Source organism: Halomonas sp. E19 (assembly GCF_052439355.1).
Lineage (GTDB): Bacteria > Pseudomonadota > Gammaproteobacteria > Pseudomonadales > Halomonadaceae > Halomonas.
Genome location: NZ_JBNFWU010000001.1, coordinates 1,647,533 through 1,672,155 on the forward strand (window position 1 = coordinate 1,647,533; position 24,623 = coordinate 1,672,155).

General features: G+C 64.9%; 11 protein-coding genes, 2 tRNA genes and 15 pseudogenes. 12 read left to right on the forward strand and 16 right to left on the reverse strand.

The window, feature by feature from the left end; translation table 11 throughout:
• Window positions 1-54: 54 nt before the first annotated feature.
• Window positions 55-629 (reverse strand): annotated as a pseudogene (gene mobB / locus ACUDAL_RS08740) (molybdopterin-guanine dinucleotide biosynthesis protein B).
• On the reverse strand, window positions 626-1,123 hold the full coding sequence (mobA, locus tag ACUDAL_RS08745; RefSeq protein ID WP_444677870.1) for a molybdenum cofactor guanylyltransferase: 498 nt from the start codon (window positions 1,121-1,123) through the stop codon (window positions 626-628). The pseudogene mobB and the gene mobA overlap by 4 nt, the downstream one beginning before the upstream one ends.
• Before the next feature lie 282 nt (window positions 1,124-1,405).
• On the opposite strand from mobA, the pseudogene ACUDAL_RS08750 reads away from it, so the two are divergent.
• Window positions 1,406-1,873 (forward strand): annotated as a pseudogene (locus ACUDAL_RS08750) (helix-turn-helix domain-containing protein); the annotation flags it as partial.
• Window positions 1,874-1,999: 126 nt separating this feature from the next.
• Here the strand turns inward: ACUDAL_RS08750 and ACUDAL_RS08755 are convergent.
• The 7 genes and pseudogenes from ACUDAL_RS08755 to ACUDAL_RS08785 all read right to left on the reverse strand — a co-directional run bounded on the left by ACUDAL_RS08755 (window position 2,000) and on the right by ACUDAL_RS08785 (window position 8,012).
• Window positions 2,000-3,241 carry a uracil-xanthine permease family protein gene (locus ACUDAL_RS08755; RefSeq protein WP_444677871.1) on the reverse strand — a complete coding sequence of 414 codons (1,242 nt, stop codon included), beginning with the start codon at window positions 3,239-3,241 and terminating at the stop codon, window positions 2,000-2,002.
• A 123-nt stretch (window positions 3,242-3,364) separates the two neighbouring features.
• Window positions 3,365-3,994: a uracil phosphoribosyltransferase gene (upp, locus tag ACUDAL_RS08760; protein ID WP_444677872.1), complete on the reverse strand. Its 630-nt coding sequence runs from the start codon at window positions 3,992-3,994 to the stop codon at window positions 3,365-3,367.
• A 120-nt stretch (window positions 3,995-4,114) separates the two neighbouring features.
• A pseudogene (ung, locus tag ACUDAL_RS08765) lies at window positions 4,115-4,799 on the reverse strand (uracil-DNA glycosylase).
• A gap of 16 nt (window positions 4,800-4,815) precedes the next feature.
• Window positions 4,816-5,283 (reverse strand): annotated as a pseudogene (gpt, locus tag ACUDAL_RS08770) (xanthine phosphoribosyltransferase); the annotation flags it as partial.
• Window positions 5,284-5,301: 18 nt separating this feature from the next.
• The gene (locus ACUDAL_RS08775; RefSeq protein WP_444677873.1) at window positions 5,302-5,847 is read right to left on the reverse strand and encodes an adenine phosphoribosyltransferase; all 546 of its coding nucleotides are present in this window, start codon (window positions 5,845-5,847) and stop codon (window positions 5,302-5,304) included.
• Between the two features lie 24 nt (window positions 5,848-5,871).
• Window positions 5,872-7,163 (reverse strand): annotated as a pseudogene (locus tag ACUDAL_RS08780) (NCS2 family permease).
• Between the two features lie 219 nt (window positions 7,164-7,382).
• Window positions 7,383-8,012, reverse strand: coding sequence for a riboflavin synthase subunit alpha (locus tag ACUDAL_RS08785; RefSeq protein ID WP_444677874.1), 630 nt, complete (start codon window positions 8,010-8,012; stop codon window positions 7,383-7,385).
• 407 nt (window positions 8,013-8,419) lie between these two features.
• On the opposite strand from ACUDAL_RS08785, the pseudogene ACUDAL_RS08790 reads away from it, so the two are divergent.
• The 3 pseudogenes from ACUDAL_RS08790 (at window position 8,420) to ACUDAL_RS08800 (ending at window position 11,028) form a co-directional block, all read left to right on the forward strand.
• Window positions 8,420-9,507 (forward strand): annotated as a pseudogene (locus ACUDAL_RS08790) (methionine ABC transporter ATP-binding protein).
• Window positions 9,488-10,140, forward strand: a pseudogene (locus ACUDAL_RS08795) (methionine ABC transporter permease). Before ACUDAL_RS08790 ends, ACUDAL_RS08795 begins: the two co-directional pseudogenes overlap by 20 nt.
• Before the next feature lie 71 nt (window positions 10,141-10,211).
• Window positions 10,212-11,028, forward strand: a pseudogene (locus tag ACUDAL_RS08800) (MetQ/NlpA family ABC transporter substrate-binding protein).
• A 130-nt stretch (window positions 11,029-11,158) separates the two neighbouring features.
• Here ACUDAL_RS08800 and ACUDAL_RS08805 read toward each other — a convergent pair.
• The 3 genes and pseudogenes from ACUDAL_RS08805 to glpK form a co-directional block, all read right to left on the reverse strand.
• Window positions 11,159-11,235, reverse strand: a tRNA-Val gene (locus tag ACUDAL_RS08805).
• A gap of 18 nt (window positions 11,236-11,253) precedes the next feature.
• A tRNA-Val gene (locus ACUDAL_RS08810) sits at window positions 11,254-11,330 on the reverse strand.
• A 92-nt stretch (window positions 11,331-11,422) separates the two neighbouring features.
• Window positions 11,423-12,909: pseudogene (gene glpK / locus ACUDAL_RS08815) on the reverse strand (glycerol kinase GlpK).
• A 161-nt stretch (window positions 12,910-13,070) separates the two neighbouring features.
• On the opposite strand from glpK, the gene ACUDAL_RS08820 reads away from it, so the two are divergent.
• Both ACUDAL_RS08820 and glpD read left to right on the forward strand, forming a co-directional pair.
• Window positions 13,071-13,829: a DeoR/GlpR family transcriptional regulator gene (locus ACUDAL_RS08820; protein ID WP_444677875.1), complete on the forward strand. Its 759-nt coding sequence runs from the start codon at window positions 13,071-13,073 to the stop codon at window positions 13,827-13,829.
• Between the two features lie 142 nt (window positions 13,830-13,971).
• Window positions 13,972-15,473 (forward strand): annotated as a pseudogene (gene glpD / locus ACUDAL_RS08825) (glycerol-3-phosphate dehydrogenase).
• A 7-nt stretch (window positions 15,474-15,480) separates the two neighbouring features.
• On the opposite strand, the pseudogene ACUDAL_RS08830 reads toward glpD, so the two are convergent.
• Window positions 15,481-16,858, reverse strand: a pseudogene (locus ACUDAL_RS08830) (class II fumarate hydratase).
• A gap of 274 nt (window positions 16,859-17,132) precedes the next feature.
• Here ACUDAL_RS08830 and ACUDAL_RS08835 point away from each other — a divergent pair.
• A complete protein-coding gene (locus ACUDAL_RS08835) occupies window positions 17,133-17,630 on the forward strand; it encodes a hypothetical protein (protein WP_444677876.1) in 498 nt (165 codons plus the stop codon).
• Here the strand turns inward: ACUDAL_RS08835 and ACUDAL_RS08840 are convergent.
• Window positions 17,627-18,376, reverse strand: a complete 750-nt coding sequence (locus ACUDAL_RS08840; RefSeq protein ID WP_444677877.1) for a helix-turn-helix domain-containing protein — start codon at window positions 18,374-18,376, stop codon at window positions 17,627-17,629. The genes ACUDAL_RS08835 and ACUDAL_RS08840 overlap by 4 nt on opposite strands.
• 502 nt (window positions 18,377-18,878) lie before the next feature.
• Here ACUDAL_RS08840 and ACUDAL_RS08845 point away from each other — a divergent pair.
• From ACUDAL_RS08845 to ACUDAL_RS08855, 3 genes are all read left to right on the forward strand, one after another.
• A complete protein-coding gene (locus ACUDAL_RS08845; RefSeq protein WP_444677878.1) occupies window positions 18,879-19,628 on the forward strand; it encodes a GGDEF domain-containing protein in 750 nt (249 codons plus the stop codon).
• A gap of 184 nt (window positions 19,629-19,812) precedes the next feature.
• Complete coding sequence (locus ACUDAL_RS08850) at window positions 19,813-20,187, forward strand: phasin family protein (RefSeq protein ID WP_444677879.1); 375 nt, start codon at window positions 19,813-19,815, stop codon at window positions 20,185-20,187.
• 154 nt (window positions 20,188-20,341) lie between these two features.
• Window positions 20,342-20,893 carry a carboxypeptidase-like regulatory domain-containing protein gene (locus ACUDAL_RS08855; protein ID WP_444677880.1) on the forward strand — a complete coding sequence of 184 codons (552 nt, stop codon included), beginning with the start codon at window positions 20,342-20,344 and terminating at the stop codon, window positions 20,891-20,893.
• Between the two features lie 3 nt (window positions 20,894-20,896).
• On the opposite strand, the pseudogene hda reads toward ACUDAL_RS08855, so the two are convergent.
• Window positions 20,897-21,594: pseudogene (gene hda, locus ACUDAL_RS08860) on the reverse strand (DnaA regulatory inactivator Hda).
• Window positions 21,591-22,666, reverse strand: a pseudogene (locus ACUDAL_RS08865) (AI-2E family transporter). Before ACUDAL_RS08865 ends, hda begins: the two co-directional pseudogenes overlap by 4 nt.
• 155 nt (window positions 22,667-22,821) lie before the next feature.
• Between ACUDAL_RS08865 and purM the strand changes: the two are divergent.
• Window positions 22,822-23,897 (forward strand): annotated as a pseudogene (purM, locus tag ACUDAL_RS08870) (phosphoribosylformylglycinamidine cyclo-ligase).
• Window positions 23,894-24,621: pseudogene (gene purN, locus ACUDAL_RS08875) on the forward strand (phosphoribosylglycinamide formyltransferase). Before purM ends, purN begins: the two co-directional pseudogenes overlap by 4 nt.
• Window positions 24,622-24,623 lie beyond the last annotated feature (2 nt).

A 24,623-nucleotide genomic window follows, 5' to 3' on the forward strand; every position in this document is an offset into this window, starting at 1 on the left:
TACGCTCGGCCCACCGGGGCGGACGCAAGCCTGCCGGGATAACGGTGTCCTGCCCTACTCCAGACGCGGCACCTGCTCGGTCGGCCAGCGCGCCGGCCATGCCAGCACCCAGTCGGCGATGGCTTCCAGGTCGTCCAGCGCCAGGGCATCGACGCCGGGCGGTGTCACCAGGGGCGCGTCGCTGGCCACCGCCTTGATCCAGGGGTCGTCGGCGACCCGCAGCGGCTGGCCCAGCTCGGCGCGGTACAGCTCCAGCTTGGGCAGCGGCCAAGCCTTAAAGCCTTCCACCAGCACCAGGTCGGGGGCGAGCGGGCGCACCGTCTCGATCAGCGCCGCCAGGTCGGCCTCCTGCTGGCCGGGGTCTCCATCATCAGCGCCCAGCGCGCCCCCGAGGCCACCAGCATGGGCGCGGCACCGGCCTGGCGCAGGCGGTGGCTGTCCTTGCCCGGCTGATCGACATCGAAGGCATGGTGCGCATGCTTGATGACGGCGGCACGCATCCCGCGGGCGGTCAGTCTGGGTAGCAGGCGCTCCAGCAACGTCGTCTTGCCCGTGCCGCTCCACGCCGCGATGCCGAGCAAGGGCAACCGATCATCGAAACGCAACGGCGCTGGCATGGCAGAACTCATGGATTTCCTTTCTCCTGTTGCAGGCGCATTTCCAGGCGCCGTCGCTCGTCCTCGGTGTTGAGATTGGCAAACGACTCGGGGCAGTCGGCGAAGTCGACCGGACGCCAGGCGTGGCCGGTATACCAGCGCCGTATCGCTCGCTCCCCCTGCAAGGCTGCGTGCAGGTCATCGGCCAGCCGCGTACGCAGCAGGGCGACCACGGGGTGCAGGCGTTCGCCATCGTGTGCGGCCGCGATGTCAACGTCGCCAATGGCCTCAGCCAGCCGCATCACGAGGTCGTGCGGCAGCGCCGGGCTGTCACAGGGCGTGATCGCCACCCAGGGCGTGGCAGCGGCCCGCATGGCACTGTAGATGCCCATCAGCGGACCGTGGTAGCCCGCCTCGGCGTCACACACGACCCGAGCCGGCAGGCGCCGGTAGGCGTCGAGATGGCGATTGGCGACGATCACCACCTCGGCTACCTGCGGAGCCAGGCGCTCCAGGGCCAGTGCCACCAGCGGTCGGCCGTCCAGTTCGACCCAGCCCTTGTCGCAGCCCCCATGCGGCGCCCTGGCCGCCGGCCAGGATCACACCCGTGACATCGTGCTTGGGGTTCATAGCGGCTCCCGCGGGTCCATCGGCAAAGGGAACATGATGCCTGACCCGCCCTTGCGGTGCCACGTCAGGCCGCCATGCGCCGTCGAAAGAGGCACGAGGGAGGTCTTGGCGCTTATCCCGGGCCGGTTCAGCGGGTATGATGTGTCAAACAAATTGAACGACCCGACGGATTCGACCCAATGGCAGGATTTGACGTGGGAGCCCGGCTGCGCGAACTGCGCAAGGCCCGCAAGCTCTCTCAACGTGAGCTGGCCAAGCGTGCCGGCGTCACCAACAGCACCATTTCGCTGATCGAACAGAATAGCGTCAGCCCCTCGGTGAGCTCGCTGAAGAAAATCCTCGATGCCCTTCCGGTATCGATCAGCGCCTTCTTCGCCGGCGACGAGCCGGCCGTACCCCGCGCCTTCTACAGTGCCGACGAGCTCACCGAGATCGGCGATGGACATCTCTCCTGGCGGCTTGTCGCGGCACGCCGCCCCGGGCGCAGCATGTCGATCATTCACGAACGCTACCCGTCGGGAGCCGATACCGGCGAAGACATGCTCGAGCACGAGGGCGAGGAAGGTGGGGTGGTGATCGCTGGCGAGATTGAACTCACCGTGGCGGGCGAAGCACGGATTCTGCGGGCAGGCGACGCCTACTACTTCGATTCGCGCCTGCCCCACCGCTTCCGCAATCTCGGCGAGGAGGAGTGCGTGATCGTCAGCGCCAACTCCCCACCGACCTTCTCCGAAGGCGGCAGGAGCTGCATCACGCCTAAAGGGCGAAGCGCTTCACTCCTCTTCGGCGCCGGGCAGGACCCAGTTGAGCACGATGCCCACCAGGGCGGCCAGGCTGACCCCTTGCAGGGTGAACTGGCCGCCGCCGAACTGCATGCCGCCGATGCCGAACACCAGGATCAGCGAGACCACCACCAGGTTGCGCGGCGCGGTCAACGAATGGCCGGCGCGCACCAGGGTGTTCATCCCCACCACGGCGATGGAGCCGAACAGCAGCGTCATGATGCCACCCATGACCGGGCCGGGAATGGTCTGCAACAACGCCCCGAGCTTGGCGACGAAGGCCAGCAGGATGGCGATACAGGCCGCCACCACCATGATCTTCGGGTTGAACGCCCGGGTCAGGGTCACGGCGCCGGTGACTTCCGAATAGGTGGTGTTGGGCGGGCCGCCGAACAGCGCGGCGGTGGTGGTGGCCAGGCCGTCGCCCAGCAGGGTGCGGTGCAGACCGGGCTTTTCCAGGTAGTTCTTGCGTGTGACCGAGCCGATCGCCACCATGTCGCCGATATGCTCCACCGCGGGCGCAATGGCCACTGGGATCATGAACAGGATTGCCGCCCAGTGGAAGCTGGGGGCGGTGAAGCTCGGCAGCGCCAGCCAGGCCGCCTCACGCACGGGCGTGAAGTCGACCAAACCCATTATCAGCGCCATCACATAGCCGGTGACGATACCGCCCATGATCGGTATCAGCCGCAGCAGCCCCCGGCCGAACACCGCCAGCACCAGGGTCACCAGCAGGCTGGCCATCGACAGCAGGATGGCCGGCCCGTAGCTGATGTTGTCACTGGTTTCACCCGTGGCCATGCTCACCGCCACCGGCGCCAGCGCCAAGCCGATCACCATGATCACCGGCCCCACCACCACCGGCGGCAGCAGGCGGTGCAGCCAGGCCGTGCCCTTGAGCCGCACCGCTTGAGAGATCGCCACATAGACCAGCCCCGCCGCCATCAGCCCGCCCATGGTGGCGGGCACCCCGAAATTCACCACCGAGCCCTGGATCGGCGCAATGAAGGCAAAGGAAGAGGCCAGGAAGACGGGCACCGTGACCTTGGTCACGCCGTGGAAGACCAGCGTGCCGACGCCGGCGGTGAACAGTGCCACGCTGGGGTCGAGCCCGGTCAGCAGCGGCACCAGCACCAGGGCACCGAAGGCCACAAAGAGCATTTGCGCCCCGGTCAGGATCACTCGCATTGGGGATTCGGAAGGCGCCTGCGCAGCCGCCACGCGTTCGTTCATGGGTGGTTTCCTTCTTGTCTCGTGTAGTGAAGCGAAGGTCTTGTCGGTTGAAGCGAAGGCGTCCTGCCAGAAAAACGCCCCTGGATGGCAATCTCAGGGGCGTCTTCTCCGTATGGCTCCGATCTATCGAGTGCCGAAGATCTTGTCGCCGGCATCACCGAGGCCGGGCACGATGTAGCCATTTTCGTCGAGGTGATCGTCCACCGAAGCGGTATAGATCTCGATGTCGGGATAGGCCTCCTGCACCCGCCGGATACCTTCGGGGGCAGCCACCAGCACGATCACCTTCATCTGCTGGCAGCCGCGCTCGCGCAGCATGTCCAGGGTGGCAACCATGGAGCCACCGGTCGCCAGCATCGGGTCGATGACGATGGCCATGCGCTCGTCCAGGTCATTCGCGAACTTGGCGAAATAGGGGACCGGCTCCAGCGTCTCCTCGTCGCGATAAAGCCCCACCACGCTGATGCGTGCGCTGGGAATCAGGTCGGTCACGCCGTCGAGCATGCCGAGCCCGGCGCGCAGGATCGGCACGATGGTCACCTTCTTGCCCTTGAGCAGCTTCACCGGAATCGGCTTGCCGCTCCAGCCGGGAATCTCCTGCTCTTCCAGCTCGAGGTCCTGGGTCGCTTCGTAGGTGAGCAGCTTGGCCAGCTCACCGGCCAGCTCGCGAAAGCTCTTGGTACTGATGCCGGCTTCACGCATCAGGCCGAGCTTGTGCTGGACCAGTGGATGTCGAATGGCGTGGACGCTCATGGGGAGACCCTCTTCGCGGCGGATGGACATAACGACCTTGGTCGCATGGACGAATCGCGCGCCATTCTACCCTCATCGACGCAAGAGGTTAAGGCGGGCTTGCGACCCGGTTACCTTCGTTCAGTCAGCGGTTTCAGGCAGCTGCCAGTCGATGGGCGTACGCCCGTTCTGCTCGAGAAAGGCATTGGCCCGCGAGAAATGGTGGTTACCGAAAAACCCCCGGTGCGCGGAGAGCGGCGAGGGATGCGGCGACTCTAGCACCAGGTGTCGCGAGGCATCGATCAACGCTTTTTCTGGCGCGCATGGCTGCCCCACAGCAGGAAGACGCTGGGCTCGGCGTGCTCGCTGACGGTGGCGATCGCGCGATCGGTGAAAGGCTCCCAACCCTGGCCACGGTGCGCACCCGCCCTGCCCTGCTCGACCGTCAGCGAGGTGTTGAGCAGCAGCACCCCTGGCGCGCCCAGTGTTCAAGGCAGCCATGCGCCACCGGCCTGAAGCCCACATCGGCGACCAGCTCCTTGTAGATATTGGCCAGCGAAGGCGGTATCGCCACACCCGGGCGCACCGAGAAGCTGAGCCCGTGGGCCTGGTTCGGGCCGTGGTAGGGATCCTGGCCAAGGATCACCACCTTGACCTGCTCCAGCGGGGTCAGCTCGAAGGCGCGAAACCAGTTCGACGAGTGCGGGTAGATGACCTTCCTGGCCGCCTTTTCGGCAGCCAGGAAGTCACGCAGCGACTGCATGTAGGGGGCGTCGAACTGATCCCCCAGCCAGCGTCGCCAGCTATCGGGTAGCGGTCCGTTCATGCTCCTCCTGCCCTTGCTAGCGCTTGAGCTGGTCCGCCAGCGGCTCAACGTAGGCGATCCCCATATCCCACGGGAACTGGATCCAGCAGTCCTGCGCCACTTCAGTGAGATATTGATCGACCAACGGGCGCCCTTCCGGCTTGGCATAGACGGTGACGAAATGCGCCTTGGGCAGCATCTCGCGCACCTTGCGCGCCGTCTTGCCGGTATCGACCAGGTCGTCGACCAGCAGCCAGCCGTCACCGTCGTGCTCCACGCCCTTCATCACATCCAGCCCGCCCTGGTCCATGTGGTCGTAGCTCTTGATGCATACGGTATCGATCAGGCGCACATTGAGTTCGCGGGCAATCAGCGCGGCGGGAATCAGCCCGCCCCGGGTGATCGCCACGATACCCTTGAAGTCGCGCTCGATCAGGCGATGGCAGAGCTCGCGCACATCGCGATGCAGCTGATCCCAGGAGACGGTGAAGTGCTGATGGTAGCGGGGGTGCTCATGGTGGTATCACTCGTCTTCATTGAAGGAACAAACTGCAAAGACGCCGAAGCCGGCCTCGCGAATCCTGTTCGACCCGCCGATTTCGGGCAGGTCGATAATGGTGGCGGTTTCCACCACCTGCCCGCCGGAGCGGGTGATGAGCTTGGCGGCCGCCAGCATGGTGCCGCCGGTGGCGATCAGGTCGTCCATGATCAGGATACGGTCACCCTGACGGAAGGCGTCGGAATGCAGCTCCACCTCCGACTTGCCGTATTCCAGCGTGTAGGTCTCGCTGATGGTGCGAAACGGCAGCTTGCCCTTCTTGCGCACCGGCACGAAGCTGCAGCCCAGCTCGTAGGCCACCGGGGCACCGATGATGAACCCGCGGGCATCGATGGCGGCGATGGCATCCAGCTCCATCTCCTGGTAGCGGTGCACGAAGCTGTCGATCAGCTTGCGAAAGGCCGAGCTGTTCTGCAGCAAGGGCGTGATGTCGCGGAAGTTCACCCCCGGCTGCGGCCAGTCGGGGACGGTACGGATGACAGACTTGATGTAGTCGCCGTAAATGCTCATCGCGGGTCTCGGTGAGAAAATGGATCAGTCCAGAAAGAGGAACTTCAGGGCGAACAGTATCGCCAGCACGACCACCGCCGGGTTGAGATCGCGGAAACGCCCGGAAAGTGCCTTGATCGCAGCGTAGCTGATGAAGCCCAGCGCAATGCCCTCGGCGATCGAGAAGGTCAGCGGCATGGCCAGTGCCGCGATCAGTACCGGCGCGGCGTCGGTGGGGTCGTCCCAATTGGCATGGGCCAGGCTGCCGGCCATCAGCACCGCCACGTAGAGCAGCGCACCGGCGGTGGCATAGGCCGGGATGGAACCGGCCAGCGGCGCGAAGAACAGGCTGATCAGGAACAGCCCGGCCACGACAACCGCGGTCAGGCCGGTACGCCCACCGGCAGCGATGCCAGCGGTGGATTCGATGTAGCTGGTGGTGGTCGAGGTGCCCAGGGCAGCGCCAGCCATTGATGCGCCGCTGTCGGCCATCATGGCGCGATTCAGGCGCGGTAGCTTGCCGTCCTTGTCGAGCAGGCCCCCTTGTGGGCCACGCCGACCAGGGTGCCCGACGTGTCGAACAGGTCGACGAACAGGAAGGCGAAGATGACGCTGAGCATGGCGACGTCGAGCGCGCCCATCAGGTCCATGGCCATGAAGGTCGGCGCAATGGAAGGGGGCATCGACATCAGACCGCCGTAGGCGTTGTGGCCCAGCACCATGGCCAGCACCGTAACGCCAAGGATACCGATCATCACGGCCCCGGTGATCTTCAGGTAGGCCATGGCGGTAATGGCGAAGAAGCCCAGCAGCGCGTAGATGGCAGCCGGTTCGGACAGATCGCCCAAGGCCACGTAGGTGGCGGGGTTGGACACCACGATGCCGGCGTTCTTCAGCGCGATCATGGCCAGGAACAGGCCGATACCGGCGGCGATGCCCAGGCGCAGGGAGAGCGGAATGGAGTGGATGATCCACTCACGCACCTTGAACACGCTGAGCAGGAAGAAGCAGAAGCCGGAGAAGAATACCGCGCCCAGCGCGGCTTCCCAGGTGTAGCCCATGCCGAGCACCACACCGTAGGTGAAGAAAGCGTTGAGCCCCATGCCGGGCGCCTGGGCAATCGGATAGTTGGCCCACAGCCCCATGATCAGACAGCCCACCGCCGCGGCAAGGCAGGTAGCGACGAACACCGCCCCGTAGTCCATACCCGCCTGGGAGAGGATGCTGGGGTTGACGAAGATAATGTAGGCCATGGTCAGGAAGGTGGTGATTCCCGCAATAACCTCGGTCTTCACGCTTGTATTGTGTTCCGTCAGCTTGAAGCGTCTTTCGAGCATGTTCTTCATGTTTTGCGTTCCTGCGCACAAGGGCTGGACTGGAGACCAGGGGGCGAGAAAAGCCGCACATGGTACTCAATGGCGGCTCGCGATGCGAGCCCGGCACCCATCGCCACGCAAGGCGGCGACACGGTTCGCTCTGTATAAGCAAAGTCTGCGCCAGGCGCCACAACGGCAGCCAACGCAGACTTGACGAAACGGATGTTTTACCCGCCCTGCTCAGGCTCCTCGCGCCTCGAGCACCCGCTCCACCGTTTCCACGATGGCTTGGGTCTGGGGGTCGATTTCGATATTCACGCGGTCGCCGGGAATGCGGTCGACCAGGGTGGTCCGCGCCAGCGTCTCGGGGATCAGGTCGACGCAGAAGCGCGGGCCATGCTCTGCATTCGCTCGCCGCGCCTGCCCGATCGTCAGGCTGATGCCATCGACCCCGACATAGCCCTTGTCGAACAGGAAACGGCCCAGCGCATGCGGTACCTCGAACCACAGCCGGCGGTTGTTGGGCGCCTCATCCAGCTCCACCAGCTCGGCCATGGCCATGACATGCCCGGACATCGCATGGCCGCCAATTTCATCACCGAAACGTGCCGCGCGCTCGATATTGACCCGGTCGCCCACCTGCACTGCACCAAGATTGGTCACGCGCAGCGTTTCGCGCATCAGATCGAAGCTCACTTGCTCCCCTTCAATACGGGTCACGGTGAGACACACGCCGTTGTGGGCCACTGAGGCGCCGAGGGCCAAGCCTTCGCGCAGCGCCTCAGGCAGTTCCACGATATGGGTTCGGAACGCTTCGGCTTCCTCGATGGCGACGATGACCGCCGTACCCTGAACGATGCCCGTAAACATGGCTGACTCCTCAGCTGCCCGGCTAGGCGATGGACGAAAGGCGAAGTGTAAAGAAGTTGCGGCCCGAACGTCTATCTGCCGCGGCAAGACGCCACCCGCCATTAAAGAATAAAAACCTGCACTTACTTTCAGAAAAAGGATTTCTTTCTGCCTCAAACCCGCCTACTGCAAACATGAACCAGATAAATTGACAACATTCGCCATTGGTCGTAAGATGCTCGCCACATTTTCAGGCGCCGATTTGTACCCGGATTGCGGGCGCCCACGTTGCTGCATCGGCTTGCCGAGGTTCGACGTGAAGTGCAGCTAAAAGGGTGTGTCCAGCGTTGATGGCCACCCGCCAGGGTGGCCTTTTTGTTTCGGCGCTCCCACTGCCGCCCGCACGGCATGCCTACAGTGGAAGCCAGATGATCACGCTACGCAACGTTTCCAAGAGCTATACGCTCAGCAGCGCCAAGCGAGGCCTTCGCCTCGGCGCATCCCGACCCGCCGCCACGCGCACGGTCGAGGCCTTGAAAAACGTCGACCTCCATGTACCCAAGGGCAGCATCCACGGGGTAATAGGCCTGTCCGGTGCCGGCAAGTCCACGCTGATCCGCTGCGTCAACCTGCTCGAACGACCGACCACAGGCAGCGTCGTGGTAGACGGCCAGGAGATGACCTCGCTCTCCTCCGCTGAGCTCAATCGTGCACGCCACCGCATCGGCATGATTTTCCAGCACTTCAACCTGCTCACCACGCGCAACGTCTACGACAACGTGGCGCTGCCGCTCGAGCTGATGGGCATGACGCGAGCCGCCATCCGCGAGCGCGTGATGCCGCTGCTGGCGCTCACCGGCCTGGCAGACAAGGTTCGCCAGTACCCGGCACAGCTCTCCGGCGGCCAGAAGCAGCGCGTCGCCATCGCCCGCGCCCTGGCCAGCGAGCCCCGCGTGCTGCTGTGCGACGAAGCCACCTCGGCCCTCGATCCCCAGACCACCGGCTCCATTCTGGCCCTGCTGCGCGAGATCAACCAGCAGCTCGGCCTCACCATCCTGCTCATCACCCACGAAATGGAAGTGGTGAAGTCGATCTGCCACCGGGTGAGCCTGATCTCCGCAGGCGAACTAGTCGAAGAGGCCGAGGTTGGCGATTTCTTCACCGCACCGAAAACCCGGCTGGGACGCGAGTTTCTCAACGACTTCCTACAGCTCGAGCCGCCCAAGGCGCTGGTCGAGCGGCTCGAGGAGGCACCCGGCGACCACACCCACCCCGTGGTGCGGCTGGCGTTCTCCGGCGATACCGTCTCGACGCCGCTGATCTCGCGCCTGGCGCGCGAATGCGGGGTCGACGTCAGCATTCTTCAGGCCAAGGTGGAGTCGATTCAGGAGCGCACGCTGGGGCTGATGATCGCCGAGTTGCTCGGCCCCCCGAGCAGACCCGCCGCGCCATCGACTATCTCGAAGAACACGACCTGCATGTGGAGGTGCTCGGCCATGTCCAGCGCGATGATTGACCTGATCCTCCAGGCGACCCTGGATACGCTCTACATGGTCGCCGTGTCCGGCGTGATCTCGGCGCTGCTCGGCGTGCCGCTGGGCGTGCTGCTCTACGTCACCCGCCCGCGCCAGATCCTGGCCCGCCCGGTGCTCAACCAGGTGCTGGGCATGGTGACCAACATTGGCCGCTCGATCCCTTTCATCATTCTGATGGTGGCGATCATCCCCTTCACGCGCATGATCGTGGGCACTTCGATCGGCACCAATGCCGCCATCGTGCCGCTGACCATTGCCGCCATTCCGTTCGTCGCGAGGCTGGTCGAAGGTGCGCTCAACGAAATTCCCCTGGCCTGGTCGAAGCCGCCCAGTCGATGGGCGCCACCCCCTACCAGATCATCCGCAAGGTGCTGCTGCCGGAAGCGCGGGGCGGCATCATCACCGGGCTGACCATCACCGTAGTTACGCTGGTCAGTTATTCGGCCATGGCCGGCGCGGTGGGCGGCGGCGGGCTGGGAGATCTGGGCATTCGCTACGGCTACAACCGCTTCAACCCCACCATCATGCTGATCACCGTCGCCATTCTGGTGATCATGGTGCAGGGCTTCCAGAGTCTGGGCGACGCCCTGGTACGCAAGAGCGACCGCAAGTAACGCATCGACCCAGCCCATTATCGTCATCGCTGTGACACCGCCACCCTGGCGACACAACCAAGGAGAGTGACATGCAAGTGACCCTCAACCGCCTGTTCGGCATCGCCGCTCTGGCCAGCGCCGTCATGCTGGCCGGCTGCGGCAACGACGACAGCGCCGCGGAAACTCGTACGATCAAGGTCGGCACCATGTCGGGGCCGGAATCCGAGGTCATGGAAGTAGCCGTGCAGATCGCCCGGGACCGCTACGACCTGACCGTGCAAGTCATCGAGTTTACCGACTATGTCTCGCCGAACGCGGCGCTGGCCGACGGCAGCCTCGACGCCAACGCCTTCCAGCACGAGCCCTACCTGCGCAGCATGATCGAAGACCGCGGCTACAACCTGGCCGTGGCGGGGTACACCTTCGTCTATCCGATCGGCGCCTACTCGACGCGTCACGAGGCCATCGAAGCGTTGCCGGAGCGCGCCCTCATCGCGCTGCCCAACGATCCCACCAACGGCGGTCGTGCCATGATCCTGATGCACAACGCCGGGCTGATCACGCTCGATGACCCGGAAAACCTCGAAGCGACGCCGGTCAACGTGGTCGAGAACCCGCAGAATTTCCGCTTCCGTGAGATCGAGGCCGCCCAGCTGCCGCGCGTGCTGCCTGACGTCGACCTGGCCTTCATCAACAACACCTTCGCCCAGCCGGCCGGCCTGGAGACTGGACGATGCATTGATCCGCGAAGGCGCCGAATCGCCCTACGTCAACCTGATCGCCGTACGTGCCGGCGACGAGGAGCGCGAGGAGATTCGCCAGCTGGTCTCCGCCTACCAGAGCGAAGAAGTGGCCCAGCGGGCCTATGAACTCTTCGACGGCGGCGCCGTACCCGGCTGGGAATAAGCACCCCGCGAGCGGTAGACAGCGGGCCGGCGCCTTCGAGCGGCGGCCCGTTGCCCGCCGTTAAAGCCGTTCATTGACCCGCGCATGGCAAAACGCCCCGTGACGCAAGGTCACGGGGCGTTTCGGAATCTGGTAGGACCAGGCGGATTTGAACCGCCGACCTCCACGATGTCAACGTGGCGCTCTAACCAACTGAGCTATGGTCCTGCTGGCAAATCGAATGACTGGTAGGACCAGGCGGATTTGAACCGCCGACCTCCACGATGTCAACGTGGCGCTCTAACCAACTGAGCTATGGTCCTGTATCAGACAACCTAAGTCAGACGCTGCCTTGCTGCCAATACCGCGTGGCAACGGATGCATATCTTACCGATATCGCTGACATTTGCAAGCCTCACGGCGCGCTTTTGACCCGCTCCACCGCTTCCAGCCAACCCTGATAAAGTCGTTCTCGCTCGGCGTCGGGCATCTGGGGTTCGAAGCTCGACTCGCAGTGCCACAGTTCGGCGATTTCGTCGAGGTCGCGATACCAGCCCAGCCGCAGCCCAGCGAGATAAGCCGCTCCCAGCGCCGTTGTCTCGAGCACACGGGGCCGATCGACGCGCACGCCCAGCATATCGGCCAGGAACTGCACCAACCAGGCGTTGGCCGCCATGCCACCATCGACCCTCAACGTGCCGGGCTCGACGCCCATGTCATCGCTCATGCAGCGCTGCAAGTCACGGGTCTGGTAGCACACCGCCTGCAACCCGGCGGCGACGATCTCCGCGATGCCGGTATCGCGAGTCAAACCGAAAATCGCGCCGCGCGCCTTGGGATCCCAGTGCGGAGCCCCAGCCCCGTGAAGGCCGGCACCAGATAGACGCTGTGACCCGCACGGGTCTGGCTGGCCAGCGCCTCGGTCTCGGCCGCATCGGCGAACAGCTTGAGGCCATCGCGCAGCCACTGCACGGCGGCACCGGCGACGAAGATGCTGCCCTCCATGGCGTAGGTGGGCTTGCCGCGCAACCGGTATGCCACCGTGGTCAACAGCCGGTTGCGCGACATGGCCGCCGTGTCGCCCGTGTTCACCACCATGAAGCAGCCGGTGCCATAGGTGCTCTTGGCCATACCCGGCTGGAAGCACGCCTGACCCACCAGCGCGGCCTGCTGGTCTCCCGCCACGCCGGCGATCGGCAGCGCCCCGCCCAGCCACTTGGCCTCGGTCATGCCGAAGTCGTCGCTCGAGTCGCGCACCTCGGGCAGCAGCGCGGCAGGAATGTCGAACAGGGCGAGCAGCCTTTCGTCCCACCGCTGTGTATGAATATTGAACAGCAGCGTGCGCGATGCATTGGTAGCATCAGTGGCATGCACCTCGCCTCCGGTCAGCCGCCACAGCAAGAAGGTGTCGACGGTGCCGAACGCCAGCTCGCCGCGCTCGGCCCGCTCTCGCGCTCCTTCCACGTTGTCCAGTAGCCAGGCCAGCTTGGTTGCCGAGAAGTAGGGATCGATCAGCAGCCCCGTGCTTGCCTGCACCAGGGCTTCGTGACCTTGCGCCTGCAGCCTTGAGCATGCCTCGGCCGTGCGCCTGTCCTGCCACACGATAGCCGGATAGACCGGCTCCGCGGTCTGACGATCCCACAGCAGCGTCGTCTCGCGCTGGTTGGTCATGCCAATCCCGGCGATGGCGTCGACCGCCACCCCGGTATCGCGAATCACCTGGCGACAAGTATCGAGCACCGTGTCCCAGATCGCCTCGGGATCGTGCTCGACCCAGCCGTCGCGAGGGTACTGTTGGGCGAACTCCTGCTGCGCGACGCCTGCCACGCGCCCCTGGCGATCGAACAGGATCGCTCGCGAACTGGTGGTTCCCTGATCGATGGCAAGCAGATAGTCGGCCATGGCACGCCCCGTCCCGTCATGTTCGTTTTTGATCATTTAGGGTACTGTAGTAGGTTCGCAACGCGCCAGCCTCCTCGAATACCCGGCGCACCAGCGTCCGCCGTGCCGACGGGCCCGCCCGCGGCCAGACCCGCCCATGGCAAGAGCCCAAGGGAGCCGAGATGAACCAGCAACAGCGCCAAGCGGCCATCGTCGACCTGGTGAAGCGCCAGGGATACGCCAGCATCGAACAGCTGACCGAGCATTTTTCGGTGACGCCGCAAACCATTCGCCGCGATCTGAATGCCCTGGCCGAAGAAGGCCTGATCCGCCGGGTGCATGGCGGTGCAGGCCTCGAGTCGAGCACGGTGAACACCGCCTATAGCACGCGCAAGAGCCTAAACCTGGAGGCCAAGCAGCGCATCGCGGCACTGGTGGCCAGGCATATTCCCGATCACGCCTCGCTGTTCATCAACATCGGCACCAGCAACGAAGTCGTGGCCGAGGCGCTGCTCGAGCACGAGGGGCTCGAGGTCATCACCAACAACCTCAACGTGGCGGCCATTCTCCAGCACAAGGAGGATTTCAACGTGATCGTAGCCGGCGGCCAGGTGCGCTCGCGCGATGGCGGCATCATCGGCGAGGCGACCATCGACTTCATCAACCAGTTCAAGGTCGATTTCGGCATTATCGGCATCAGCGGCATCGACGAGGACGGCTCACTACTGGAGTTCGACTATCAGGAAGCCCGGGTCGCCCAGGCGCTCATCCGCAACTCGCGCAAGGTCTTCCTCATCGCCGACCACTCGAAGTTCCATCGCAACCCAGTGGTACGTCAGGGCAACATCGCCCAGCTCGACGCCCTGTTCACCGACCGCCAGCCCCCGGAGAGTATCCTGCACCTTATGCAGGCCAATGACGTGGCACTGCATATCGCCTAACGCCCGCTCTCGCTGTACGCCACCGGCATCTTGCCCGCCGGCAATCTTCGCACGCCCTCTTGATGTTCGTTTTCGATTGGTCTATGTTCGTTTTCAACCATTACAGGCCGGCACGTGCCGGCGATCGATCGGAGCCTCACCCATGGCATCTCCCTCCCACGACCTGCTTGATCTCTTCGTGATCGGCGGCGGCATCAACGGTACCGGCATCGCCAACGATGCAGCCGGTCGCGGGCTCAGCGTGGGATTGTGCGAACAGGCCGACCTCGCCGGCGCAACTTCGTCAGCCAGCAGCAAATTGATCCATGGCGGCCTGCGCTATCTGGAGCACCACGAGTTTCGCCTGGTGGGAGAAGCGCTGCGCGAGCGTGAGATCCTGCTGAACAAGGCACCCCACATCATCTGGCCGCTGCGGTTCATCCTGCCCCACCGCTCGCACCTGCGCCCTGCCTGGATGATCCGCGCCGGCCTGTTCCTTTATGACCATCTTGGCAAGCGCAAGACCCTGCCCGGCTCGCACGGTGTTCGTTTCACGCCGAGCGACCCACTCAGGGCCGACATCAAGCGCGGATTCGAATATTCGGACTGCTGGGTAGACGATGCCCGCCTGGTGGTGCTCAACGCCCTGCAGGCACATCAGCAGGGGGCCGAGATCCTGGTGCGGACCCGCTGTGTCGGCCTACGCGAAGCGCAGGGGCGCTGGCATATCGAGCTGGAAGACCAGCGCAGCGGCGAACGCTTCGAACGCCAGGCCAGAACGCTGGTCAATGCTGCCGGCCCTTGGGTAGAGCGCGTCGTGCGCGAGCAGGCCAAGCGCCCCTCGCGCTATTCGATTCGCATGATCCAGGGCAGTCATATCATCGTGCCGCGGCTCAACCAAGACGAGCGCGCCTATATCCTGCAGAACGACGATCGCCGTATCGTCTTCGTGCTGCCCTACGAGGATGATTTTAGCCTGATCGGCACCACCGACCGTCGCTACGAGGGCGATCCGCGCCGAGTCGCCGCCAGCGAGGAGGAGATCGCCTACCTGCTCGGCGTCGTCAATGCCCACTTCCGCAAGCCCCTGGCACGTCAGGATGTGATTGCCACCTACGCCGGGGTGCGTCCGCTGTGCGACGACGAGTCCACCGACCCTTCCGCCATGACCCGCGACTACACCCTTGCGCTGGACGCCTCCGGCGCTCCCCTGCTCTCGGTCTTCGGCGGCAAGATCACCACCTATCGCAAGCTGGCAGAGGCCGCCTTGCAGCAGCTCGCCCCCGCCCTGCCCCACATGGGCCCCAGTTGGACGGCGACGGCCCGCTGCCGGGCGGCGACATCGACAATCAGTCCAGCTTCACCGAGCGGCTGCTGAAGGAGTACCCGTGGCTTGGCGCCGAGCGAGCCGCCCGCTTCGCTCGCAGCTACGGCAGCCTGTGCCTGACCTTCCTGCAGGGTGCCACCAGCGAGCGCGACCTCGGCGAGCACTTCGGAGGCGGCCTCAGCGCCGCCGAAGTGAACTACCTGATCGGCCACGAGTGGGCCCTGAGCGGCGAAGACATCCTGCAGCGGCGTACCAAGCTCACCCTGCGTCTGACGCCGCGCCAGGTCGAACGCCTCGGCGCCTACATCACCGCGCAGCGCGAAGGCCTGGCCGCCTGAAAGCCGCCTATTCGGGGATACCGCCGCGCGTCGGGCGCTGCGGGTCGAGCAGGCGCTCGAGCTCTTCGCGGCCGAGGTCGGTCTGCTCTTCGGCGACGTCGATGATCGGCCGCCTGGCCTGGTAGGCGGATTTGGCAATCGCCGCAGCGGCATCGTAGCCAATCACACCGTTCAGCGCCGTGACGAGGATGGGATTGCGCGCCAGCGGCTCGGCCAGCCGGTCTTCCCTGACGCGGAAGGTGGCGATCGCTCGCTCGCCGAGCAGCCGTGCCGTGTTGCTCATCAGTGTGATGGACGTTAGCAGGTTGCTCGCAATCAGCGGCAGCATCACGTTGAGCTGGAAGTTGCCGCTCTGGCCGGCCACGGCGACCGCCGCGTCCAGCCCCATCACCTGCGCCGCCGCCTGGGCGGCGGATTCTGGAATCACCGGGTTGACCTTGCCCGGCATGATCGAGCTGCCCGGCTGCAATGCCTCCAGCTCGATCTCGCCCAGCCCGGCCAGCGGCCCGGAGTTCATCCAGCGCAGGTCATTGGCGATCTTCATGATCACGCAGGCCAGCCCCGCAGCTGCCCGGAGAGCTCGACGGCGGCATCCTGGGCCCCCAGGCTGGCAAAGAAGCTGTCGTTGGGCACAAATTCCAGGCCGGTCTGCTCGCTCAGGTCACGCGCCATGCGCTCGGCGAACTCCGGGTGGGCATTGATCCCGGTGCCCACCGCCGTGCCACCCTGCGCCAGCCGGCACAGCCGCAGCAGGGTGCTGTCCAGCCGCTCGATCGCTTGCCCGACCTGGCTCGACCAGCCCCCAGCTCCTGCCCGAGGCGCAGCGGCATCGCATCCATGAGATGGGTGCGCCCGGTCTTTACCACGTGGTCCAGCTCAACGGCGCGCTCATCGATGGTCGCGCGCAGCTGCACCAGTGCCGGGCGCAGGCGGGCGGTGACTTCCAGCGCGGCGGACAGGTGGATCGCGGTAGGAATGACGTCGTTGCTCGACTGCCCCATGTTGACGTGGTCATTCGGGCCGACGCTTAGCCCCTCGCGGCTGGCCAGGTGGGCCACCACCTCGTTGACGTTCATGTTGCTGGAGGTGCCCGACCCGGTCTGGAACACATCCACCGGAAACTGGTCGTCGTGCCGACCGTCGATGACGGCTTGGGCAGCCTGCGTGATGGCCACGGCCCGCTCATCATCGAGCAGGCCCAGCGCCTGGTTGACTCTGGCCGCGGCCAGCTTGATGCGTGCAATGGCATGGATGAATGCCGTCGGCATGGGCTGCCCCGAAACCGGGAAGTTTTCCACCGCCCGCTGGGTCTGGGCGCCGTAAAGCGCCTGGGCCGGCACGCGCAGCTCGCCCATGCTGTCGCGCTCGCTACGAAAGTCGCTCATGTCGCTCCCTCGTCTGCCTCTTGTTGCCTTCACCATGGAGGCTCGTCCCGAGCCTTGCAAGCACAGCACAATCGCATGCGGACGACAGGCAGGCGCAACACACGATTTGACGAATATCAAGTCAACAATTTGATACACCGATATCGGCTGGGGATTTGATAATTATCGTCGCACGCAGCGTGGCGAGTTGCTTACTATGCCTTCGCCATCGCCACCCGAGGCGGCGGTACACAATGAAGGCCGGATGGCCAGAACAACGACAGCGGATCTTGTCATGACACCCACGACCCTCGCACTTACGCTCCTGCCCCAGGAACAGCTCACCCTCGCTCACACCCACGAGGCAGGCGAACTGCAACGCTATCGCCGACTCTCGCTTAGCTTCCTACCGGCAATGCCGCATGCCAGCCAGCTCATGGCGTCCCTGGGCAATCAGTGCGAGCAGCGCCTGAAGGCCCTGCGAGCCGTTGCTCACGACATGGCGCTGGGCGCCTGCGTGGAAGAAAAACCGCGCGACGCCGGCAGCTTTGCCATGACGCACAGCCACGCCTTCATCGTGGATGACATCATGGGCGAGCAGGTGCTGCAGCAAGCCCTCGGCGCGGCCATCGAGTCGCACCACTTCTTCCAATGGCTCAGCGATACCAATGCCACGCCGGAGCTGCACCGCCCCTTCCTGGCGTTCGCCCAGCAGAAGGAGAGCGAAGCACGCGTGATGCTCGAATTCATCGAGCAGCGCAACGGCATCGCCCTGCGCCGCAGCGCCGGCTAAGCGCCATCGGAACGACGCTGGCGCCGCCCGGTGGACTCCGCCAGCAGCGCCAGCCGCTCGAGGTCCAGCAAATGATAGTCACGCCCGCGCACGCTGAGCAGCCGGTTGGCCTGGAGCGCCGTCAGGGTCCGGCCCACCGTCTCATGGGTCAGGCCCAGGTAGTTGCCCATCTCGCTGCGGGAGATGGGCAGCCGGAAATGGCGCGACGAGAATCCTCGCTGACGAAAGCGCTCGGAAACGGCCAGCAGGAAGCAGGCCAGGCGCACCTCCGCCTTCTTGCTGAGCAGCAGGTGCAACCGCTGGCGCTCCTCGTGCATGGCCTGGCTGAGGTTGGCCATCAGGCGTCGGCGCAGTCCGGGCAGGCGGCCGCACAGGGCGTCCAGCTCGGCGAAGGGAAACTCGCAGAGCGTGGTGGTTTCCAGCGCCACCACATCTCCCGCAATGCGCTCGCTGCCGATAGCGTCGAATCCGACCATGTCGCCGGGCAGGCACAGCGCCGTGACCAGCATTTCCGCATAGTCCGTGACGGTCACCTGCTTGAGGCTGCCGGAGCGCACGGCAAAGAGGCTGGTGAACGAATCGTTCTGGCGCACAAGAAGCTGCCCCTTCTCCAGCCGAAGCGGCGCCGGAATGATGGCGTCGAGCTGCGCCGATTCCTGGTGGGTCAATCCATGCGCCAGGCACAGGGCGCCGAGAAAGCAGGTGCTGCAGCTGGCAAAGGAAGCGTTCCGTGTCTGCCCGTTCATGCTTGAACCGCCGTTTTCGTTTCATTTCACTTAGCGATGTCCTGTGAGTATAGAAAAGCACCCCCATCCCGCCGGCTGAGATGCACCATGCCGGGAAGCCGCACAGGCTTTGTCACCACCCCGGAACCGAATGAAAAAACCATGCTGCAACAAGAGCTTCGCCAAACTAAGGTTATGCTGCGGCGCGATACCATAACGATGAGCAGGCAGGCCAGACAGGGCTGGACGAACGGAGCTTGCGAATAAAAGGACTTACGGAGGGATATCAGATGATTACGTCATCCTTGATGGCGTCTCACTTTCTGGACAGGATCAATGCCAACGCCGGTATGATGCTGCTGCGCAGCCTTTGGGAATATTGCCCGGAGCAAATGTTCATCGTACGGGTGGAAGGGCCCGGCGAGTACATCGTCGAAGCCGTGAACCCGACTCGCCTGGCCACGCTGCGCGACGATGCCGCCTGCATCGGCGAACGCATCGAGAAAGTGCTTCCCACTCCGACTTGCAGCCGAATCACCGCCTATTTCACTCGCTGCGTCGAGACCCGGCTCCGCTACGCTACGAGGAAGAAGGCGAAAGTCTGGACCCACATGGCAACCAGCGTCAGGGGCTGTGGCAGACGCTGCTGATTCCGCTCACCGGCTCGTCGGGCCAGGTCACCCACCTATTCGGCATCTCCAAGGAGGCCACGCCGGCCAGCCTCAAGGAAGACGAGACGCTGGAGCGCCGCGTGCTGGAGCGCACCGCCGAGCTGATGGCGGCCAACCAGAAGCTGACGCACTTGGCCACCCATGACCACCTTACCGATACCTTCAACCGACGCCACTTCATGGAGCTGGCCGAGACTGAGCTCCGGCGCGCCTACCGTTACAACCTGTCGCTGTGCCTGATGATGCTCGATATCGACAACTTCAAGGGGATCAACGACGAGCAGGGCCACCCCGCCGGCGATAAAGCGCTGAGCGATGTCTCACGCTCAATTCGCAGCAGCGTGCGGGAAAGCGACCTGGTCGGACGCTACGGCGGCGATGAATTTCTCATTCTCATGCCCGAAACCCAGGCCGACGGTGCCCGCGAGATTGCCGAACGACTGCGCAGCACCCTGCTCCAGACCAGCGGGTTGACCATCAGCATCGGCATCGCCTCCCTGCGGCCAGGCGATCAGTTCGTCGACGACCTGATTCGTCGCGCCGACCAGTTGATGTTCCAGGCCAAGCGCAACGGGCGCAATCGGATTGAAATCATGGCCTGAAGGCAGCCCCACCCAACCGCCCGGCGGCAGCCGGCACATGCCTTCCGCGACGCATGATCCACAAGAAATCCGTGGCACATAACGAAACGAGAAAAATGTTGCAGTGCAAAAAAGGCTTTGATACGTTGCCATCAACGGAGCGGAATCACCGCTCGGCACGTTAGCGACCACGGAGATTTCCGCCATGAAAAATGCCTTCAACTTCAACGCCTTTAGCTTTGACACCAAGCAGCTCGACTCGCTCTTCACCGGTCCGGCCCGCGCCTATGCCTCGCTGTCGGTCGATTACACCGAGAAGCTGGTCAACGCCCAGTACGAGGCCACCAAGGCCTATGCCGATGCCAGCCTGGCCCAGCTGCGCGGCCTGCTGAACGTCCAGGATGCCGCCGGACTGCGCACCTATTTGGAAGGTCAGCAGCAGGTTGCCAAGGAACTGGGCGAGCGCTTCAAGGGCGATGCCGAGAAGGTCGTCGCCCTGAACCAGGACTTCTTCCAGCAGAGCCAGAAGCTGGCGGAAAGCAACCTGAAGCAGGCGCAGACCGCTTCCCAGGCGAAGTAAGCCGGCGCGGCCCGACGGCCGCCCGCTTCACGCAGCAGCCCCCGGCGAGCTTGACTCGCCGGGGGCTGCGCTTTTTCAGCTCACGGGCTGTCTGCGCGACTCATTCATCGTTTATTCTCGTAGCGGCACGGGCATAGCCAAAAGGAAGCAAGACATGAAAGCCTGGATCATTCCGGCCCTACTGGGCCTGTCGCTTGCCGGTTGTCAAATGATCGAGCCAGGGCCGCCCCCTGAGCGGATCGAAGTCATCGATATCAGCGATCCCGATGCGCCGCAGGCCGAGCCTTCCGCGCGCGCCCCGGCGCCCGAACCAGGCCGGGTGGCGCGTCAGGTCGCCTTTCCCGCGGCCGAATACGCCGCATTGCCCAAGTCGGGCAGCGCTTCGCTCAGCGGCAGGCTCAGCCTCAACGGCACGCCGGGCGGCAACGAGACGATATCTGTCGCCCCCGTCACCACGTACTCGGCCGAGGCCGCCGAGCACGCCCTGGCCGGACGCGCCGTGGAGCGTGCCGATCCGCGTGCCCAGGCCTATACCCACAATGCGCGCACCGACGGCAACGGCCACTCTTCGCTGCAGGGGCTGCCACCGGGTGAGTTCTACGTGTCGGGGAGCATGGTCAACCCGGCCAACGGTCAGCGCCAGGTGATCCTGCGCCAGGTCTCGCTGCGCAACGGCCAGCGCCTCGAGGTCAATCTCAGCCGCTAGGCGCTACCAGCCCAGCGCCTGCTTGACGAAGGGAATCGTCAGCTTGCGCTGGGCGGAGAGCGACGCCCGGTCCAGCTCGGCGAGCGCCTCGAACAACTCATCCAGCCGCCGCGAACCGCGATGCAGGATATAGCGCGCCACCTCATCGGGCAGCTGCATGCCACGCACCCGGGCGCGCAGCTGCAGGGCCTTGAGGCGCTCGCCGTCGTCGAGCCGCTGCAGCTGGAAGGTCACCCCCAGGTCAGCCGCGACGCCAGGTCGGGCAGCTTCACCGGTAGCTGACGCGGCGCAGCCCCTGCCGATACCACCAGGCGCTTGCCGGCATCACGCAAGCGGTTGAAGGCATGGAAAAGCCCTCTTCCCAGCGGCGGCGGCCGATTACCGAATCGATATCGTCGATGGCCACCAGGTCAAGCCGCTCAGCATCCTCGAGCATCAGCGGCGGGAAGTGCCCAGCTCGCGCAGGGGCAGGTAGAGGGCCCGCAGGTCGCGATCCGAGGCGGCATGGCAGGCGGCCTGCAGCAGGTGGCTGCGCCCACTGCCCGGCGCACCCCAGAGATAGAGGAAAGGCTCGCCGTCGGCTTCCGGCTGGCGCGAAAGATGCTCTAGCAGGCTGGCGTTTGCCGCCGGCAGAAAGCTGTCGAAGGTGGCATCGTCACGCAGCCCGACCCCCAGGGCAGCTGCGCCGGCGCTCGGCTCATGCGGAATCCTCGTCACAGCCCGGTCGCTTGCTGGCATCGTAGAGCGTGCTCTGCATGTAGCGATCCTTGAGTTCGCGCAAGAGTACCATGATCACGGCGGCGGCCGGCAGCGCCAGCAGCACGCCGGTGAAACCGAACAGATTGCCGCCGGCCAGTACGGCAAAGATGACCGCCACCGGATGCAGCCCGATGCGATCCCCCAGCAGCTTGGCTGCAGCAGCACGCTTTCGATGACCTGCCCTACCGTGAACACGCCGACCACTCCCAGCAGCGGCAGGAGGCTGCCGAACTGGAAGAAAGCCACGATCAGCGCCACGCTGATGCCAACGATAAAGCCGAGGAACGGCACGATACTGGCCAGCCCCGCCAGCATGCCGATCAACAGACCAAAGCGAAGCCCCATCGCCGTGAGGCCGATAGCGTAAATCGCGCCCAGCGTCAGCATGACCAGCAGCTGCCCGCGCAGGAAGGCCGAAAGCACCTCGTCGCAGCGCTGCGACAGGCGGACCGCGTCGGGCTCGAGCCGGCGCGGTACCAAGGCGCGCAGGTTGGTCAACAGCCGCTCCCAGTCGAGCAGCAGGTAGAACGTCACCACCGGGATCAGGGCGAAATAAGTGACCCAGGCCAGAAATGCCGCACCGGAGCGCCCCACCTGTCCGAGAAACTGGGCCAGGTAGCCACCGGCGTCCTGCCAATGCTGACCGAGCGTTTCCTGCAGGTTGTCGAGGTCGGCGGCCACGTCCAGGCCCGTCCATGCGCGAATCTGCGGCGCCAGCGCCGTCTCGACCCACTCGAAGATACCGGGAATCACCTGACCGAACTGGCGCGCCTGCTGGATCGCCAGCGGAATGAGCACCAGCAGCGCCACCACCAGTATCAACGTGAGTACCAGGAACACCAGGCTGACGGCCAGGGTTCGCGACATGCCCCAGCGCTGGAAGCGATTGGCCAGCGGATCGGCTAGGTAGGCCAGGATCAAGCCGGCAATGAACGGCATCAGCATCGTTTCCAACTGGAACAGCAGCCACACCATGGCCACCGCCCCGATCAGGACCCACCACTCTCTACGCATCCCACCTCCCTGCGTTGGCTATCCACGGCGATGCGAGCCGTGCGTCGTGATGCTACAATTCCGGCCCGATCTTGCCCACTGCGCCTCGCCGCCAAGGCGGCCGGGCGTCGCACCAGCCAATGAACCACTCACCGCGTTTGCGTACAGGACAGGCCATGACCGATTCCACCTCTCCCCACTCCGACAAGGCATCGCTGAGCTACAAGGATGCCGGCGTCGACATCGATGCCGGCAATGCCTTGGTCGATCGCATCAAGGGCGTGGCCAAGCGCACCCTGCGCCCCGAGGTGATGGGTGGGCTGGGCGGCTTCGGCGCCCTGTGCCAGCTGCCCTCCGGCTATCGCGAACCGGTACTGGTCTCGGGCACCGACGGCGTGGGCACCAAGCTGCGCCTTGCCATGGACCTCGGCCGCCACGACAGCATCGGCATCGACCTGGTGGCCATGTGCGTCAACGACCTGGTGGTGGCCGGCGCCGAGCCGCTGTTTTTCCTCGACTACTATGCCACGGGCAAGCTCGATGTGGACATCGCCGCCGACGTGGTGGCCGGCATCGGCGAAGGCTGCGAGCGGGCCGGCTGCGCCCTGGTGGGGGTGAAACGGCCGAGATGCCCGGCATGTACGAGGGCAGCGACTACGATCTGGCCGGCTTCTGTGTCGGCGTGGTGGAGAAATCCGAGATCCTCGACGGCAGCCAGGTCGGCGAAGGCGACGTGCTGCTGGGCATCGCCTCCAGCGGCGCGCACTCCAACGGCTATTCGCTGATCCGCAAAATCCTCGACGTCAGCGGCGCATCGCTGGATACCGCCATCGACGGCCAGTCGCTGGGCGACGCCCTGCTCGCCCCTACCCGCATCTACGTCAAGCCGCTGCTATCGCTGATCAAGGAGAGCGGCATCGCCGTTCACGCGCTGTCCCATATCACCGGGGGCGGCCTGCTGGAAAACGTGCCGCGGGTGCTGCCCGAGCACCTGGCCGCTCGCATCGACGTGAAGCGCTGGACCCGCCCCGCGCTGTTCGACTGGCTGCAGCAGCAGGGCAACGTAGCAGAGACGGAAATGTACCGCGTGCTCAACTGCGGCATCGGCATGGTCGTGGTGGTGCCTGCCGACAAGGCCGATCAGGCGCGTGCGCACCTGCAGGCCCAGGGTGAGACGGTCTATCGCATTGGCGAAATCATCGCCCGCGGTGATGGCGAGGAAGCGGTGCAGCTGGAGAATCTGGGGGCATGAGTGGAGCGTACGACGGCGACACGATGACGGACTTCACCCCGAGCCCACCGGGGCACGCCGGGTGGTGGTGCTGATCTCGGGCAGCGGCAGCAACCTGCAGGCGCTGATCGACGAGCAAACCCACGACCGTCTGGGCGGTGAGATCGTGGCGGTGATCTCTAACGTGGCCGATGCCTACGGCCTGCAGCGCGCCCGCGACGCAGGTATCGACGCCGTGGTGTTGCCCCACGGCGAATACGACAGCCGCGACAGCTATGACGCCGCGCTGATCAAGGTGATCGAGCGCCACGAGCCGGACCTGGTGGTGCTTGCCGGCTTCATGCGCATCCTCACGCCGCGCTTCGTGCAGCGCTTCCATGGCCGCATGCTCAACATCCACCCCTCCCTGTTGCCCGCCTACCGTGGCCTGAATACCCACGCCAAGGCGTTGGCCGACGGCGTGACCGAACACGGCTGCAGCGTGCACTTCGTCACCGAGGAGCTCGACGGCGGCCCGGTCGCCATCCAGGCCGTGGTGGCGGTGAGCGAGGGCGAGACCGAAGCCAGCCTGAAGGAGAAGGTGCACGCCCGGGAGCACCTGATCTACCCCATCGCGGTGAAGTGGTTCCTCGAGGGGCGCCTGCGCCTGGAAGGCGAAGACGCCCAGCTCGACGGCACTCCGCTGCCGCCCCAGGGGCTACGCCTCTCCCACGCCGACGCCGCCGAAGAGCTCGACGAAGAGTAAAT

Bases quoted from the DNA above. Each gene is read 5' to 3' on its own strand.
- ACUDAL_RS08755 (WP_444677871.1), bottom strand. From the start codon at position 3,241: ATGAACGAACGCGTGGCGGCTGCGCAGGCGCCTTCCGAATCCCCAATG.
- upp (WP_444677872.1), bottom strand. From the start codon at position 3,994: ATGAGCGTCCACGCCATTCGACATCCACTGGTCCAGCACAAGCTCGGC.
- ACUDAL_RS08775 (WP_444677873.1), bottom strand. From the start codon at position 5,847: ATGAGCATTTACGGCGACTACATCAAGTCTGTCATCCGTACCGTCCCC.
- ACUDAL_RS08785 (WP_444677874.1), bottom strand. From the start codon at position 8,012: ATGTTTACGGGCATCGTTCAGGGTACGGCGGTCATCGTCGCCATCGAG.
- ACUDAL_RS08820 (WP_444677875.1), top strand. From the start codon at position 13,071: ATGAACCAGCAACAGCGCCAAGCGGCCATCGTCGACCTGGTGAAGCGC.
- ACUDAL_RS08835 (WP_444677876.1), top strand. From the start codon at position 17,133: ATGACACCCACGACCCTCGCACTTACGCTCCTGCCCCAGGAACAGCTC.
- ACUDAL_RS08840 (WP_444677877.1), bottom strand. From the start codon at position 18,376: ATGAACGGGCAGACACGGAACGCTTCCTTTGCCAGCTGCAGCACCTGC.
- ACUDAL_RS08850 (WP_444677879.1), top strand. From the start codon at position 19,813: ATGAAAAATGCCTTCAACTTCAACGCCTTTAGCTTTGACACCAAGCAG.
- ACUDAL_RS08855 (WP_444677880.1), top strand. From the start codon at position 20,342: ATGAAAGCCTGGATCATTCCGGCCCTACTGGGCCTGTCGCTTGCCGGT.